This window comes from Streptomyces sp. NPDC059477 (genome assembly GCF_042749375.1).
In the GTDB taxonomy this organism is placed as follows: Bacteria; Actinomycetota; Actinomycetes; order Streptomycetales; family Streptomycetaceae; genus Streptomyces.
Genome location: NZ_JBHYUG010000008.1, coordinates 5617 through 21762, shown reverse-complemented (window position 1 = coordinate 21762; position 16146 = coordinate 5617). Strand labels below are relative to the sequence as shown.

Sequence of the window (16146 nt, the reverse complement as noted above, 5' to 3'; positions counted from 1 at the left end):
CCCTGTGAGCGCGCCCCCCCCCCCCCCCGCGCGCCCCCCCCCCCCCCCCCCCCGCCGCCCCCCCCCCCCCCCCCGCCCCCCCCCCCACGCCCGGCAGCGAAGGGAAGGCACCCCATGAGGCACGGCCCCCGATGACCTTCGACCTCCTCCTGCGCCGCGCCCGCGTCCTGGACGGGACCGGCCGCCCCGAACAGCCCCTGGACATAGGCATCACCGGCGACACCATCACCTACGCGGGACCGCCCCTCACCCCGCCGGAGGACCCCGACGCCGACCGCCTCGCCCGGCACACCCTCGACCTGGACGGACTCGTCCTCACCCCCGGATTCATCGACATCCACACGCATTCCGACGTGAGCCTCCTGCACGACCCCGCGGGCGAGAGCAAGATCCTCCAGGGCGTCACCACCGAGGTGGTCGGCAACTGCGGCTTCTCGGCCTTCCCCTCGCACCCGGCACACCGCGCCACCCTCACCGACCATGTAGCCCGCCTCGGCGACCGCCCCACCACGATCACCTGGGGCGACCTGACCGGCTACGCCGCCGCCCTACGAGCCGACCCCCCGGCGCTCAACGTCGCGGCGCTCGTCGGACACAGCGCGCTGCGCATCGCCGCGATGACCGATCCGTACGCCACGACCGCGCGGGCGCCGCAGGTCCGCACCATGCGACGGCTGCTCCACGATGCCCTGGACCAGGGCGCGTTCGGGATGTCGACCGGCCTGACGCACACGCCGTCCTCGCTCGCGGACAGCGCGGAGATCGAGGCGCTGGCCGAGGTCTGCGCCCGCCATGACGCGCTGTACGCCACCCACGCGCGGGCGGGCGCGGGGCGGGAGTTCGCGGCGGTGGACGAGGCGGTCGCCTGCGCACGGGCCACGGGTGTCCGTACCCAGTACTCGCACCTCGCCCTCAACGAACCCGCGAACTGGGGCCGCGCTCCCGAGATGCTCGGCCGGTTCGAGGCGGCGGTCGCCGCGGGCACGGACATCGCCTTCGACGTCTATCCGTACGACGCGTCGTCGTCCGCCCTCGTCCAGTACCTGCCCGCGTGGGTGCAGGCGGGCGGCAGCGACGCGCTCCGCGAGCACAGCACCGATCCGGCCTGGCGGCGGCGCGCGCTCGCGGACATCCGTACGGGATGGTTCGGCGGTATCCCCTGGCTGTGGGACCGGGTGGTGATCAGCGCGGCGGGCGGGGAGACGGCCGTCGTGGGCCGCAGCGTGGCGGAGATCGCCGACGTGCGCGGCGCACCGCCGGAGGTGGTGGTGCTCGACCTGTGCGCGGAGTTCGGCAGCGCGGCGCAGGCCGTGCTGCACTACCGGACGGAGGCTGACATGAGCGCGTTCCTCGCGCATCCCCTGTCGATGGTCGGCTCCGACGGCAACGCGCTGCCGCTGGCCCCGGCCGGGGACACCCCGCACCCCCGCGGCTTCGGCACCTTCCCCCGGGTGCTGGGCGGCTACGTCCGCGACACCGGCAGGCTGACCCTGGCCGACGCCGTGCACAAGATGACCGGGGCCCCGGCCCGACGGCTCGGCCTGCGCGGGCGCGGTGAGATCCGCGCGGGGTACGTGGCCGACCTCGTGGCGTTCGACAGCCGTACCGTCGCCGACCGCGCGACCTTCGCCGATCCGCGCCAGGCACCCGTGGGGATCCGCTGGGTGCTGGTCGCGGGGCGGACGGTCGTCGCGGACGGACGCCTGGCCGACCGCCGCCCGGGGAGGTTCCTCCGCCATGACTGAGCCGCCGACCGCCGCCGGCCGACCGGCCCGCACCACCACCGTCCGACCGGCCCGCATCGCCCCCAAGGGGCTCCCGCCCGACGGCCTCGCCCACCTGTCGGACACCCACCGTGCGAATCTCTTCGACGGCACGTTCCTCCTCCCCACCGCCGTCCTGCTGGACGAGCCCCTCCGCCACAACATCGCGCTGATGGCCGACCACTGCGCTGACCACGGCGTACTGCTCGCTCCGCACGGCAAGACGACCATGAGCCCCGAGATCATCGTGCGCCAGATCGAGGCCGGTGCGTGGGCGATCACGGTCGCGACGAGCTGGCAGGCGGGCGCGGTGGTGGCCATGGGGGTACGCCGGGTCCTCGTCGCGAACCAAGTGGTCGACCCCGCGTCGGTCCATCACCTCGACACGCTCCTGCTGACCCACCCCGGCCTGGAACTGCTGACCTACGTCGACTCCGAGGACGGCCTCGTCCTGCTGGAGCGCGGGCTGTCACCCGGTGCGGCACTCCGGCTCGGGGTACTCCTGGAACTCGGCGTTCCCGAGGGACGTACCGGATTGCGTGACGACACCGCCGCCCTCGCCCTGGCCGCACGGATCGCGGCCGGGCCGCTCCGGCTCGCCGGGGTCGCCGGGTTCGAGGGCATCATCGACGGCGGTGATCTGGACGCCACGCTGGTCCTGGTCGACGCGCTGCTGTCCCGGATGGCCACCACCGCCCGCCGCCTGCGCGCCGAGGGACTGCTCGACGCGGACGTCCCGATCGTCACGGCGGGCGGAAGCGCCTACTTCGACCGGGTCATCGCCGCCCTGCCCGACGCGCTGCGCGGCACCGGCTACCGGGTGGTGGTGCGCAGCGGGTGTTACGTCACCCATGACTCGGGCGGCTACGAGCGGCTCTCCCCGCTGGCCGGACGGCTCCGTACGGGGGCCCGGCTCAGGCCCGCCCTGGAGGTGTGGGCCCCGGTGCTCTCCCGGCCGGAGCCCGACCGGATCATCGTCGGCCTGGGCAAGCGCGACATCTCCACCGACGCGGGGTTCCCCGTCCCGCTCCGGGTCCGGACCGGCACCGGTCCCCCGACGGCTCCCCCGCCGGGCTGGCGGGTCGTGGCGGTCAACGACCAGCACGCCTACCTGGACGTCCCGTCGGACACCCCGGCACGGGTCGGTGATCTCGTCGGCTTCGGGATCTCCCATCCGTGCACGACGTTCGACAAGTGGCAGGTGATGCCCCTGGTCGACGGTGACTACGGGGTGATCGGGCGGGTGCATACGTCCTTCTGACCGGCTGTCACTTCTGATCGGGCCGGTCAGTCGCCGAGCAGCCGGGTCATCAGTGCCCGGAAGGTGCCGGAGAGAATTCCGGCGAGGGCGTGACCGATGAGGGTGATCCGGGTGGTGCGGGAAGGCCGTTGGGAGGGTCCAGAGGGTTCACGGGGTTCGGCGGCGGGTTCGCGGGGGTCGGCTGCGGGTTCGCGGGGTTCGGCGGTCATGGCGGGCTCCCGGTCTGCGAGGGACGAGCCCGGTGCCGAGTGCGCCGGGCGGTGGGTCCATCGGGCCGTCCTCGGAGGGTTTCCGGCGATGTTCCGGAGAGCCGACCCGGCCCCGGGAGAGGGCCTAGCCTGGTCCGACCGCGTTCACCGTGGGTTTTCCGGACAGGGGGGTGGCACACCCGTGGGGCAGCAGGCGGACCGGTTCTGGGCGGAGTTGCGGGCGCTGTACGAGGCGGCGGGCGGGCCGACGCTGAGCAGTCTCGTGGCCCTGGGGGCACGGCAGCGTCCGCCGCTGACGGTGGCGGACTCCACGCTGCACGAGTGGCTGCACGGCCGGACCGTGCCCGGCCCCCGGCACACCCGATTCCTGCTGATCCTGGTGGCCCACCTCCAGGCGAGGGCCGTGGGGTACGCGGCTCGTCCCGAGGGCGAGTGGCAGTTGCTGCTGACCGGCGCCCGCCAGGAACGTGACCGGGCCCGGGGCGGACGCCCCGGCGCGCTGCCCCCGGAGGCCGGCTCCCCGACCGAACCGGGCCCGGTCACGCTGCCGCCCGCGCCCACGGGCTTCGCAGGGCGCGAAGAAGCCGTGGAGCGGATCATGGGATGGCTGGAGCCCACCAGAGAACCCACTGGGGAGCCCACCGGAGAGCGGGCCGGGGACCGGCCCAGGGAGCCCGCCGGAGAGCGGAACGCCATCGTGGTGTCGGCGGTGGCCGGGATGGGAGGCGTCGGCAAGACCGCGCTCGCCCTGCACACCGCCCACCGGGCCCGTGCGCGCGGCTGGTTCCCCGGCGGGGTGCTCTTCGCCGACCTGCACGGGTACAGCCAGGGACCGCCCCTGGAACCCGGGTCCGTCGCCGACCGGTTCCTGCGTGCGCTCGGTGTGACGGGCCGTGAACTGCCGACGACCGTCGAGGAGAAACTGGACCTGTGGCGGCTGCGTCTGGACGGCCTCGCCCGGCAGGGCCGACCGCTCCTGGTCGTCCTGGACAACGCCCGCAGCGCCGCGCAGACCGCGCCCCTGCTCCCCGGCCCGCCCCACCGCGCCCTGATCACCTCCCGGCAGGACCTGTCCGGTCTCCCCGCGCAGCGCCTCGGTCTCGACCCGCTCGACCCGGCCGACGCCCTGGACCTGCTCGACCGGGCCCTGCGCGCGGGCGGGACCGGGGACGCCCGTGTCACGGACCAAGCCGCCGACGCCGGACGGCTCGTCGGGCTGTGCGGTCGGCTCCCCCTCGCCCTGCGGATCATCGCCGCCCTGCTGCGGGACGAGCCGGACCGGTCCCTCGCCGATCAGGCCGCCGACCTCGCCGACGCCCGGACCCGGCTCGACGCGCTGGACTACGCCGACACCGACGCCCATGGACGTACCCTCGCCGTCCGCGCCACCTTCGACCTCTCCTACCGTCATCTCACCCCCGGACAGGCCCGCGCCTTCCGCCTGCTGTCGGCCGCCCCTGGTCCCGACCTCTCCACGACCGCCGCCATCGAACTCCTCGGCTCCCCGAGGGCCCGGCCCCTCCTCGCCGCCCTCGCGCGGGCCCATCTGCTGCAACGGGCGGCGGGGGAACGCTGGTCCCTGCACGACCTGCTCCGGCTGTACGCGCAGGAGAAGGGGCGGGAGCACGCGCAGGGCGATGTGCCGGACGAGGCGGTACGCCGGTTGCTGGGCTTCTACCTCCGCACCGCCGAAGCGGCCGGTAGCCATGTGAACCGGGGCGCGCCGGGCGCCGGACCGCCGTCGGACCGCTTCACCGACCGGGCCGACGCGCTCACCTGGCTGGAGGCGGAGCGCCTCAACCTGGTCGCCGTCGCCACTTCACCGGGGGACATGGCCGGGACGGCCGCTGTCCCGCTCTCCTTCTCCCTGGCCGTCTTCTTCGAGCGGCGCCGGTATCTGGACGACTGGATCACGGTCGCCACCCGCGCCTGCGCGGTTCTTGAGGCGGGCCCGCCCTCGGCCGTCCGCGTCCACGCGCTGAACCGGCTGGGCAGCGCGCAGTGCGAGGCCCGACGCTTCGAGGAGGCCATCGACACGCACCACGCGGCGCTCGCCCTGTGCGAGGTCGCCGGGGACTGGCGGGACACGGCGGCGTCCCGGAGCTGCCTGGGTTCCGCCCTGATGGGGGTGCGGCGGTTCGAGGAAGCCGCCGCCGTGCAGGCGCGGGCCCTTGACGCGTACCGGGAGCGTCATGACCGGCTCGGTGAGGCGACCACCCTGCTGAATCTGGGGCTTTCGCTGGCCCCGTTGGGGCGGGGCGCGGAAGCGGTCGACGCCCAGGTGAGGGCGTATCGGCTCTTCGAGGAGCTGGACATGCCGTACCAGCGGGCCGCCGCGCTGAACAACCTCGGCAACACGCTCCAGCACCTGCGGCGGTTCGAGGAAGCCGCCGAGGCGCACTCCCGGTCCGCTGCCGTCTACCGGGAGTACGGCGATCCCTACCGTGAGTCCATGGCGCTGGCCAACCTCGCCGCCGCCCTACGGGAGACGGGCCGGCCCGAGCAGGCCGCCCATGTGCTCGCCGATGCCCTGTCTTTCGCCCGCGTGAGCGGGGGTCCCCACGACGAGGCGGCGGCGCTGGACCACCTGGGCGTCGCGCTCACCGCGGCCGGGCGGCCCGCGGAGGCCGTCGACGCGCACGCCCGCGCGCTCACGCTCTTCCAGCTGACCGGGGACCTGCGCGGCGAGTCCGCCGCCCTGATGCACTCCGGGCTCGCCCAGGTGGAGCTGGGCCGGTACGAGGAGGCCGTCGACCTGCACACCCGGGCGGTCACCGCCGCGCGGAAGGTGGGCCACCGCGACCGTGAGGGCGTGGCACTGAGCAACCTCGGGACCGCGTTACGGCTCATGGGGCGGATCGACACGGCCCTCGACGCGCACCAGCGGGCGCTGGCCGTGTTCCGCGAGACCGGGGAACGCCGTCGCGAGAGCGGGGCGCTCGCCGACCTCTCACGCGCCTATCGGGCGGCGGGGCGTCTCGACGAGGCATTGGACGCCTTCACCCAGAGCCTCGCCCTGACGACAAAGGCGGACGGCCCCACCGAAGAGGCCGTCATGCGGTGCGACCTCGCGGAACTCCTGTGGCACATGGGACGGTTCGAGGAGGCCGTGGCGTCCGGTCTCGCCGGTGCCGCCCTCTTCCACGAGGCGGGTGCGGACAGGGCAGCGGAGGCGGCCCTGATCACCTGGGTCGCCTCGCACAACGAGCTGCTGCGCGGCCGGGCGACCGGGGGTGTGGCGCCCTACAAGCCGTGAGCGTGGCCCTGTCGGTCCCGCGAGCGGCGTTCCACCGGCTCACACGGGGTCGCTCCGGCGGGCGTCGAACCCGTACTCCAGCAGGACGTCACGGGGGATGACGTCCAGGGCTCTGATGTTGGTGGCGGCGAGATTGACGGGGCAGGCGTGTCCGGCCTGGTACGCCTCCCACCACTTGGCGGCGATGACACACCAGTGGTCGCCCGGCTTGAGGCCGGGGAAGTCGAGGTCGGGGCGCGGGGTGGCGATGTCGTTGCCGATGACGGTCTGGTGGGCGATGAACTGCTCGTCGACCACCGCGCACACCGTATGGCCCTTCGGATTGTCCGGGCCGGTGTAGCAGAAGCCGTCGCGGCGGTAGCCGGTGACGGGGTCGAAACCGCAGGCTTCGAGGGGCTCGCCCAGGACGTTCAGCGCGGGCTCGGTCATGACGTGCTCCTGACGGGGGTCGGATGGGTCGGTGACGTCGGTGGCGCCGGGCAGGCGAAGATCCGCTCCTCGAACTCGGCGCCGATACGGGCGAGTCGCGCGTCGGAGCCGGGGCGTCCCACCAGCAGCAGCCCGACGGGCAGCCCGTCGACCAGTCCGCAGGGGACGCTGAGCGCCGGGTGTCCGGTGAGGTTGAAGACGCAGTTGTTGTCGTGCATCTCGAAGGGCAGGTCGGAGCCGATGACGGCCTCGCGCGGGTCGGTGGGCAGCGGGTGCGGCAGCATGGGCACGGTCGGCAGCAGCAGGACGTCGACCTCGCGCAGCGCCCGGTCGACCTGGTCGCGCAGTCGGCGGCGCAGCCCCTGCGCGTACGCCATGACCCGGCCGTGGGTCGCGTCCCGCAGCAGGGTGGCTCCGGTGAGGGCGAGCACGCCGCCGACGGGGATGTCCTCGGGGCGCCGGGCCATCGCCTCGCCGAACACCGCGCCGAGGTGGGGATGGTAGGGGCCGGTGTGGTTGGTGCCCTGGAGACGGGACTCGAAGACGGTGCCGAGTCCGCCCTCGACGGAGATCGGCAGGTGGATGTCACGGCCGTGCCGGTGCAGGGGCACGGAGACCTCGCGGACGGTGAGGCCCAGTGACTCCAGGGCATGGGCGGATTCCCGTACCCGCTGGTCCACGCGCGGGTCGGAGCGGTCCGGCCAGTCGAAGCCCTCGGTCACCATGCCCACCCGCAGTCCGCTGATGTCGCGCGCGTAGGCGGCGGCGTACGACTCGGCCGCGATCGGCTGGGCGGTGGCGTCGAGGAAGGCGGGCAGGTCGGCGGCGTGGCGGGTGAGGACGCCGATGTGGTCGAGGGTGCGTTCGGTGGGCATGGCGCCGTCGTAGTCGATGGTGCCGTAGGTCGGTTTGAGGCCGAAGACGCCGCACCAGGCGGCGGGGTTGCGGATGGATCCGCCGTGGTCGGTGCCGATGCCGTAGTCGGCGGCGCCGGTCGCCACGAGGACGGCGGCGCCGCTGGTCGAGCCGCCCGCGGCCCGGCCGCTGTCCCAGGGGTTGGTGACCGGGCCGGTGACGCTGGTGAAGCTGGAGCCGGAGTAGCAGAGGTCCTCGCAGACGGAGGTGCCCAGGATGACGGCTCCGGCCTCACGGACCCGGCGGACGACGGCCGCGTCCGAGCCCGGGACGAACCCGGCCATGAGGCGGCTGCCCAGGGTCATGGGCACGCCGCGCACCGCGATGGCCTCCTTGACGGTGACCGTGCGGCCGGCCAGCGCTCCGGCGGCGGGGCGTTCGGGGGTCTCGACGCGGTAGCGCCAGGCGCCGTGCGGGTTGCCGGGGCCACGGGCGGGCTCGGCCACGGCGACCGGCGGCGGCTCTGCGGGCAGCCCCTCGGCCGCGAGGTCCCGTACCCGCTCGTAGGTGTCCCGCATCCGCTCGATCGCCGGGCGCAGCCGCTCGACGAGCGCGGGGTCGAGATGCCAGCGGGTGGCCACGGCGGTGAGGTCGGCGGGGGTGAACTGCCAATCGGGGGCGGCTGCTGATGCGGTCGCGTGTTCGGTGGCCGTGTGCCCTCCGGCGCTGGTGCCGGTGCCGGGTTCGGTGGCCGTGTGCCCCTCGGGGCCAGGGCCGGGGCAGGGTTCGGTGACCGCGTGCCCTCCGGTGCCGCAGCCGCAGTCGGTGGAGGATTCGGTGACGCTCATGCGCGGTCCTTCCCGGTCGGTCGGCCGGTGTCGGCCGTGAGCGCCTCGCTGGCCTCGATGAACGGCTGCACGGGGATGGGGGTGATCCCGGCGCCGACGCGTCCTCTGCCGGGTTCGCGGTGGGCCAGGCCGTTGTTGATGACGGGTTCGATGCCGGTGGCCCGGACCTTGTGCACGTCGATGCCCAGCGGGGTGCCCCGGAAGTCCTCCCCGGGGATCAGCAGCCGGGTGCTGGTACCGGCGCAGATCTCGCGCATCCGGGACGTGATCCGCTGGGCCTGGGCCATGTCGCCGCCCACGAAGGACATGATCGCCGGGGCCGCGGTCATCGCGAAGGCGCCGAAACCGGCCGTCTCGGCGATCATCGAGTCCCCCATGGTGGGGGTCGCGTCGGCGAGGGTGGCGCCGTCCAGCAGTACCGGGTTCCCGACCGGGGAGGGGACCGTGAACCAGCGGTCGCCGAGGCCGCTGACGCGGATGCCGAAGGTGCGGCCGTTGCCGGACATCGTGGTGACGACGGGGCTGCCAGGGACACCGGCGGCGGCCAGGGTGACCGCCTTGGCCGCGGAGATCGCGAAGGGCAGCGCGAAGTGGCCGTTGCGGGCCATGATGCCGGTGATCCGGGCCAGGTCCTCGCGGTCGGCGGAGCCCCGGAGCAGGCCCGGCGTCAGGGCGGTGAGCAGGGCGGCGCTGGTCGCCACGAGCCGGTTGTGGCAGTCGTCGCCGCGCCGGAGCCCCTCGGCCACCAGGGCGAGCAGATCGAGCGGCTCGGACTGTTGCACGGCCTCGTCCAGGGCTGGCGCGAGGACGTCGCCGAGCATCCGCAGCCGGGCGAGGGTCGCCCCGTCGTAGGAGCCGTAGCGCACGGCGCCCTCGATGCCCTCGTTCAGCGGGGAGAAGGTGCGGATGGCACCGGCGGCGGCCACCACGACCGGGGTGCTGGGGGTGATGATCCCGGCCATCGCGCCCACGGCGCCCGCGTCGTGGCAGGGGCTGATGCCGACCTCGCCCCGGTCGATGACGGCCTCCGCCTCGGCGACGGAGGCGACCTCGCCTTCGAGGAGCAGCCCGCCGATGATCGCGCCCCGCATGGGGCCCGGGATGTCGGCCAGCGCGAGCGGGGGTCCGGCGTGCAGGAAGTGCCGTCCGGACACCCGGTCGGTCACCTCCCTGGCCTTGCAGACACGGTGCAGCAGCACCTCGGTGTGGTTGAGGGCGTCGAGGGACACCTGGGTCGGGGACGGTCTGATCGCCGTGTGCGGGGGCATGGGCATGCGGGTGCTCCTGGGTGGGAGGCGGGTGCGGAGGGAGGGAGGGCGCGTGTGGTCATCGGACGGGCACGCCGACGCATCACAGGGGCCGTCGGGCGGACCGGACCGTACGGCGCGGATGCCGCGGCCCGGCGTGGAAGCCGTCAGGTGCCGATGACGAGCCCCGGCGGGGAAGCCGTCAGGCTCCGGTGACGAGGCCCGGCGGGAAAGCCGTCAGGTGCTGGTGACGAGGCCCGGTGGAGAGAGCTGGGGCGTCACGCGGAGGGCGTGTCCCGGGTGCGTTCGGCCATCAGGCGGCGGACGATCTCACGGTTGAGCCGGTTGTGGTGGCGGGCGTGTTCGGCCGCGAGGTCGGGGGAGCCGGAGGCGATGGCCTCGAAGAGCGCGGTGTGCTCCGCGAGGAGGTCGTAGGGGTCGCCCGTCTTGCGGAGCAGCCAGTGCAGCCGCCCTTGCAGGGGGTGCAGCACGGTCTGGAGCAGGTCGTTGTGGGACAGCTTCAGGATCTCGTCGTGGAACGCCTCGTTGGCGTGGCCGAGCGCGACATGGTCCCCGGCGTCGAGGGCCTTGCGGGCGCGGGTGAGATGGGAGCGGACCCGGCGCAGATCGGCCTTGGTGGCCCGGGTCGCCGCCTGTCGGCAGGCCAGCACCTCCAGCGCCTCGCGCACGTCGAAGAGTTCCTCGATGTCCTGGGCGGACAGTTCCACGACGACGGCGCCCCGGCGCGGGACGGTCCGTACGAAGCCCTCGCTCTCCAGTCCCCGCATGGCCTCGCGGACCGGGACGCGGGAGACACCGAGTTGGGCCGCGATCTCGCTCTCCACGAGCCGGGTGCCGGGCGGGTGGACATCGTCGATGATGCGCCGGCGCAGCTCGTCACGGACGCGGTCGCGCAGCGGCTGGTAGTCGGCGTCGATGTCGAAGGAACCGGCGTCGCCGGCCTGCCTGCTCACCGGGTGGTCTCCCTGGTCGTGGCCTGTGTCGTGCGGGCGCCCGGTCCGGTCCCGATGGGCGAGGGGCGCTCATCGGCGTCGAACGGGTAGCGGCGGCGGAAGTCGTCGGCCGCCGCGTCGAAGGTGGTGAACTCTACGCCGGGCAGGTCGAGCCAGCTCTCGAAGAGCCGTTCCAGCATCATCAGCACCTGCGGTCGTCCGGACACATCGGGGTGCAGTGTCACGGGGAACACCGCGTAGTCGAGTTCACGGTAGACCCACTCGAACTGGTCGCGCCACAACCGCTCGACGTCGTGCGGGCTGACGAAGCCGTGGCTGTTCGGGGACTTCTTGACGAACATCATCGGCGGCAGGTCGTCCACGTACCAGTTGCCGCAGAATTCGACCAGATCGACCTCGGTGCCGTGGCGCAGGGGTTTCATCCACTCCTCGGCCCGCCGCGAGAAGTCGATCTTCGTCCATTCGTCGCCGACGCGGGCGTAGAAGGGGTGGAAGTCGTTGTAGTTCTGCGAGTGGTCGTAGGAGAAGCCGAACTCCTGGAGCAGGGCGGCGGTGTCGCGGCTCATCTCCCACCACGGGGCGACATAGCCGCGCGGGGGTCTGCCCCAGAGCCGTTCCACGAGTTCGACGCAGCGGCCGAGGACGTCGCGCTCCTGCTGGGGGCTCATCTGGACGGGGTTCTCGTGGGAATAGCCGTGCGCGCCGATCTCATGGCCCCGCTCCACCACGGCGGCCATCTCGGCGGGGAACGTCTCGATGGAGTGGCCGGGGATGAACCAGGTGGTGCGGATGTCGTAGCGGTCGAAGAGCTGGAGCAGGCGCGGGGTGCCCACCTCGCCCGCGTAGACACCGCGCTGGATGTCGTTGGGGGAGTCCTCGCCGCCGTACGAGCCGAGCCAGCCCGCGACCGCGTCGACGTCCACTCCGATCAGCACCTTGATGTTCTTGGCCATGGTGTCCCTCATGTCTGTGTGTGGTGGGCGTCGGGAGTCGCGTGCGGGTACCGGGGTCCGGCGGGGGCGGGGGCGCCGGGCGGGGCGTCGGCGAGCAGCCGCCCGTATCCCTCGACGGGCGTCGCGCCGCCGGCGTGCCGCAGGGCCTGCCACAGCGTGGCGGCCACGCTGTCGACGACGGTGACCGGCCGCCGCTGTTCCCAGCGTTCGGCGAGGTGGGCGGCGCGGAGGTTGGTGCAGACGACCGCGACGGTGTCGCAGCCGCGGGCGGCGAGGGTGTCGAAGGCGGTGTCGAGTTCGCCGTCGGTGGTCAGCGCGAAGTCGTAGTTGGTGGTCCGTCCGAAGTGGTGGGCGGCGTGCACGGGGAATCCCCGGGCCGCGTAGTGGCCGGCGATGGCACCGCCGATGTCGTCGGTGTAGGGCGTGAGGAGCCCGAGCCGCTCGGTCCCGCAGTGCTCCAGGGCGGCGAGCAGGGCGAGCGTGGCGGTGGTGGCCCGGATGCCGGTGGCGCCCTCGACGGCCCGGCACACCTGCCGGTCGTAGCCGGGGCCGAGCCAGGAACCGGAGGTTCCGTGCCAGGCGATGACATCGACGCGGGCGTCGGCGAGCAGCTGCGCCGCCTGGACGAACGCGTCCTGTCCGAACTGGTCGGTGTCCTGGGGATCGAGGCTGATCCGGGTCACCCGCAGCCGGGTGAAGTGGACGGAGACATCGGCCAGATCGCGGGTCAATGCGCTGGTCACCGGCTCAAGGACGGTGTTGGAGGAGGGGGTGATCATTCCGATCCGCAAGGCGGCCTGCCGCATGGGAGCCTCCCTTCCAGGGCGCTCAGCGGGGATACGGTATACAGGAATGTAGGGAGGTGAGGCACCAAAAATCAAGGCTGACTTCTCATTGACAGTGACTTGGACCACGCTTAGCCTCCGTATACCGGATCCCGGTCGCAGGACCTTCTGACGGGAAATCCCCGGCCTCTACAGATGCGTGTGCGCTGCTCGGGCAGCCCTCGCAATCGTCTGCCCATAACTCCGGATCATGCAGGGTGATCACCGTCGGAGGGACCAGGGCGCGATCGTCGTCTTAGTGCCAGGAGACCCTCGTGTCACCTCTCAGCCGTGCACCCCGCACCGCGACCTCGGACCGCCACCCGGTGGACGAAGTCCTTCCCGCTTCCCGGCTCTTCTTCTTCGGCCTGCAACACATGCTGATCATGTACGCGGGCTGTGTCGCCGTTCCACTGGTGCTCGGCGCCGTCCTTGGGCTCGACACCCATACGATCGCACTGATCGTCAACGCCGACCTGCTGGTGGCGGGCATCGCCACGATCATCCAGAGCGTCGGCCTGACCCGCTTCTTCGGCATCCGGATGCCGGTGGTCGCGGGTGCCTCGTTCACTTTCCTGACCCCGATGATCCTCATCGGGTCCGAGTACGGCCTGCCCACCATGTACGGCTCGATGATCGCCGCCGGTGTCTTCGGGATGCTGCTGGCGCGCCCGTTCTCCAAGGTGCTGCGGTTCTTCCCGACGCTGGTCACCGGGTGTGTCATCACCATCATCGGGCTGTCCCTGATCAAGGTCAGCGCCGATCTGATCATCGGGTCCGACCCCGAGTCGGCCAACTACGCAAGTGTCCAGTACATCCTGCTGGCGTTCGGTGTCGTCGTCGTCATCGTGCTGATGAACCGGCTGTTCAAGGGCTTCGTCCGCAATGTGTCGGCGCTCTTCGGGCTGGCGATCGGGGCCGTCGCCGCCTGGCTGATGGACATGGCCCACTTCGGTTCGGTGGGGGCCGCCAAGTGGTTCGGTTTCTCGTCGCCGCTGCACTTCGGCGCACCCGAGTTCAAGGTCGTCCCGATCATCGCGATGTGTGTCGCCATGATCGTGGTGTTCAGCGAGATGACCGCCTGTGTGCTCGCCATCGGCGACGCCGTGGGCAAGAGGGTCACCGACAAGGACATGGCCCGCGGACTGGCCACGGACGGGCTCGCCGCCTGTCTCGCCGGTTTCATGAACTCGGTGCCCGACTCGACCTTCGGGCAGAACGTCGGCCTGATCAGTCTGACGAAGGTCAAGAGCCGGTACGTCATCACGGTCACCGGCGTCCTGCTGCTGGTGATGGGCGCGATCCCCAAGCTGGGCGAGGTCGTCGCCAGTCTGCCCGGTCCGGTGATCGGCGGCGCCGGCCTGGTGATGTTCGCGATGACCGCGGCCGTCGGCATCCAGATGCTCCAGAAGGTCGACTTCGAGGGCAATCAGAACCTGCTCATCGTCGCCGTCGCCCTCGGGGTCGGCATGCTGCCGGTCGTCGTGCCGACGATCTACCAGAACTTCCACCGGGACGCCCAGTTCATCCTGGGCAGCGCCATCACGGCGACGGTGCTGGTGGCCTTCGTACTGAATCTGCTGTTCAACCATCTGCTGCCGGGGCAGCGAGGTGGGCAGGCCGATGGCGGGAGCGCCGGCGGAGGGCGCGCCGGGGGCGGGGGCGAGACCGGAAACGGGGTCGCGGTCCGGGCCGAGGACGGGCACGGCAGTACCGGTGTGCCGGAGAGCACCGCCGTGCCGGAAGGCGTGGTGCTGCCCGACGGCGCCGGGCTCACGCCCGGTACCGGGCGCACGGACGCCCCGCGCGAGGCCGACGGCCGGGTCTGAGCCCCCGCCTCCCACCGCAGCCTCTCGCCCCGCCTCTCCACGAAACCCGCACGTCAGTAAGCGAAGGAGCATCACCATCATGGGTCAGGCACCCGTCTCCGAACACATCCGGAAGATCCTCAAGGTCATCGAGGACGGCTCCCACGACATGGCCACCGGGTGGAACCTCCCCCGTGAGTGCTATGTCGACCCGGAGTTCTACGCCTTCGAGCAGGAGGCCGTCTTCATGCGGCAGTGGCTGTGTCTGGGCCGCGTGGACGAGATCCCCAGACCCGGTGACTTCGTCCGGGTCGACATGGGCGACGAACCGCTGATGATGGTCCGCGGCAAGGACATGGACATCCGGGTCCTCTCCCCCATCTGCGCGCACCGGGCCCACCTGGTGTGCGAGGGCGCCGGGAACACGGGCAAGCTGTTCCGCTGCCCCTTCCACGCCTGGACCTACGGTCTCGACGGCAACCTCATCGCCGCCCCGTCCATGAACGACACGGTCGGCCTGAAGAACCTGAAGAGCGAGGCGTATCTGCCCTCGCACCGGGTCGAGATCTGGAACGGCTTCGTCTTCACCAACCTCGACCCGGACGCCGCGCCCCTCGCGCCCACCCTCACCAAGCTCACCGCGGAGCTGGAGAACTACCACGTCGACGAGATGGTGAGCATGCCGGTCGCCGAGCTGCGCGGCAACAACTGGAACTGGAAGTCCCAGCTGGAGAACGGCATCGAGCCGTACCACAGCGCCTATCTGCACGGCATGCTGCACGACTTCGCGCATGTCCGGCTGACCAGCTTCGTGGACATCGGCCCCGACGAGGGCGCCATCTACCACCCGACCGGTTTCTATCACCCCGACGCCGGTTTCAACCCGACCACCAAGGCGCTGCTGCCGGTCATCCCGACGCTCGGCGAGAAGGAACGCAACCAGGTGATCTTCGCGTCCATCCCGCCGAACCTCGGCTTCGGCGCGGTGCCGGAGGGCCTCTTCTACTATCTGGTGCTGCCCGCCGGACCCGAGCACATGAACCTGCGGATCGGCCATCTCTATCCGGAGGAGAGCACCAAGCACCCCCGCTTCGAGCAGCTCTACCGGATCGCCCAGGACGGTCTCGTCCTCTTCCACCAGCAGGACGCCAGCTCGGACGCGTCGCTCCAGAAGGGTATGCGGTCCCGCTTCCGCAGGCCGGGCCGCTACTCCTTCCAGGAGGAGTCCCTGCTCCAGTTCAACCAGTGGCTGCTCAAGCGGTACCAGGACTACGCGGACTACGCGGCCCACGCGGACGGCGTGGACAACGCCGTCGGTACGTCCCTCGCCGACCGTCCCGCGCCCGCCGCTTCCTGACCCACGACACCCCTGTGAGGACCGCCATGAAAGTCACTGTTGACCGCCATCTGTGCGACGGGAACGGCGTGTGCATGGGCATCGCGCCGGATGTGTTCGACATAGACGACGATCTGACGCTGCACATCGCCGCCGAGATCCCCGACGACCCGGTGATCCGGGCCCAGGTACGGCAGTCGGTCACGTCCTGCCCGATTCTCGCCCTCTCGCTGGAGGAGTGAGCGGCCATGACCGCCACCTCCGTACGGACCGTCGTCGTGGGCCGCCGGGGAAGACCCCGCCCCCCCGGGGTGCACGGAAAGCAACCCCCGGGGGTGACCCGGGACCTCGGATTGGGGGGGGGGGGAGAGGGGGGGGGCCGC

The 16146-nt window shown here is 72.1% G+C and carries 13 protein-coding genes; 6 read left to right on the top strand and 7 right to left on the bottom strand.

Annotated elements, in window-relative coordinates:
• Positions 1–131: 131 nt before the first annotated feature.
• Positions 132–1745 carry an amidohydrolase family protein gene (locus tag ACFXAZ_RS06200; RefSeq protein WP_384585813.1) on the top strand — a complete coding sequence of 538 codons (1614 nt, stop codon included), beginning with the start codon at positions 132–134 and terminating at the stop codon, positions 1743–1745.
• A complete protein-coding gene (locus ACFXAZ_RS06195) occupies positions 1738–3024 on the top strand; it encodes a hypothetical protein (RefSeq protein WP_384585811.1) in 1287 nt (428 codons plus the stop codon). Before ACFXAZ_RS06200 ends, ACFXAZ_RS06195 begins: the two co-directional genes overlap by 8 nt.
• Positions 3025–3050: 26 nt before the next feature.
• Here the strand turns inward: ACFXAZ_RS06195 and ACFXAZ_RS06190 are convergent, their stop codons facing one another.
• Positions 3051–3233: a hypothetical protein gene (locus ACFXAZ_RS06190; RefSeq protein WP_384585809.1), complete on the bottom strand. Its 183-nt coding sequence runs from the start codon at positions 3231–3233 to the stop codon at positions 3051–3053.
• Positions 3234–3414: 181 nt separating this feature from the next.
• Between ACFXAZ_RS06190 and ACFXAZ_RS06185 the strand changes: the two genes are divergently transcribed.
• Positions 3415–6489 (top strand): tetratricopeptide repeat protein, encoded by a 3075-nt coding sequence (locus ACFXAZ_RS06185; protein WP_384585807.1) that lies wholly within the window; start codon positions 3415–3417, stop codon positions 6487–6489.
• 39 nt (positions 6490–6528) lie between these two features.
• On the opposite strand, the gene ACFXAZ_RS06180 is transcribed toward ACFXAZ_RS06185, so the two are convergent.
• The 6 genes from ACFXAZ_RS06180 to ACFXAZ_RS06155 form a co-directional block, all read right to left on the bottom strand.
• A complete protein-coding gene (locus tag ACFXAZ_RS06180) occupies positions 6529–6918 on the bottom strand; it encodes a DUF2237 family protein (RefSeq protein WP_384585805.1) in 390 nt (129 codons plus the stop codon).
• Positions 6915–8621, bottom strand: coding sequence for an amidase family protein (locus tag ACFXAZ_RS06175; RefSeq protein ID WP_384585803.1), 1707 nt, complete (start codon positions 8619–8621; stop codon positions 6915–6917). The genes ACFXAZ_RS06180 and ACFXAZ_RS06175 overlap by 4 nt, the downstream gene beginning before the upstream one ends.
• Positions 8618–9895 carry a DUF1116 domain-containing protein gene (locus ACFXAZ_RS06170; RefSeq protein WP_384585801.1) on the bottom strand — a complete coding sequence of 426 codons (1278 nt, stop codon included), beginning with the start codon at positions 9893–9895 and terminating at the stop codon, positions 8618–8620. The genes ACFXAZ_RS06175 and ACFXAZ_RS06170 overlap by 4 nt, the downstream gene beginning before the upstream one ends.
• Before the next feature lie 251 nt (positions 9896–10146).
• On the bottom strand, positions 10147–10842 hold the full coding sequence (locus ACFXAZ_RS06165) for a GntR family transcriptional regulator (RefSeq protein WP_384585799.1): 696 nt from the start codon (positions 10840–10842) through the stop codon (positions 10147–10149).
• Positions 10839–11807 carry a polysaccharide deacetylase gene (locus ACFXAZ_RS06160; RefSeq protein WP_384585797.1) on the bottom strand — a complete coding sequence of 323 codons (969 nt, stop codon included), beginning with the start codon at positions 11805–11807 and terminating at the stop codon, positions 10839–10841. Before ACFXAZ_RS06160 ends, ACFXAZ_RS06165 begins: the two co-directional genes overlap by 4 nt.
• Positions 11804–12601, bottom strand: coding sequence for an aspartate/glutamate racemase family protein (locus ACFXAZ_RS06155; RefSeq protein ID WP_384585795.1), 798 nt, complete (start codon positions 12599–12601; stop codon positions 11804–11806). The genes ACFXAZ_RS06160 and ACFXAZ_RS06155 overlap by 4 nt, the downstream gene beginning before the upstream one ends.
• A gap of 293 nt (positions 12602–12894) precedes the next feature.
• Here ACFXAZ_RS06155 and ACFXAZ_RS06150 point away from each other — a divergent pair, with 293 nt between their 5' ends.
• From ACFXAZ_RS06150 to ACFXAZ_RS06140, 3 genes are all read left to right on the top strand, one after another.
• Entirely contained in the window at positions 12895–14448 is a 1554-nt protein-coding gene (locus ACFXAZ_RS06150) for a nucleobase:cation symporter-2 family protein (protein ID WP_384585793.1), read from the top strand.
• Between the two features lie 79 nt (positions 14449–14527).
• On the top strand, positions 14528–15784 hold the full coding sequence (locus tag ACFXAZ_RS06145; RefSeq protein WP_384585791.1) for an aromatic ring-hydroxylating dioxygenase subunit alpha: 1257 nt from the start codon (positions 14528–14530) through the stop codon (positions 15782–15784).
• A 26-nt stretch (positions 15785–15810) separates the two neighbouring features.
• Positions 15811–16005, top strand: a complete 195-nt coding sequence (locus ACFXAZ_RS06140) for a ferredoxin (protein ID WP_384585789.1) — start codon at positions 15811–15813, stop codon at positions 16003–16005.
• Positions 16006–16146 lie beyond the last annotated feature (141 nt).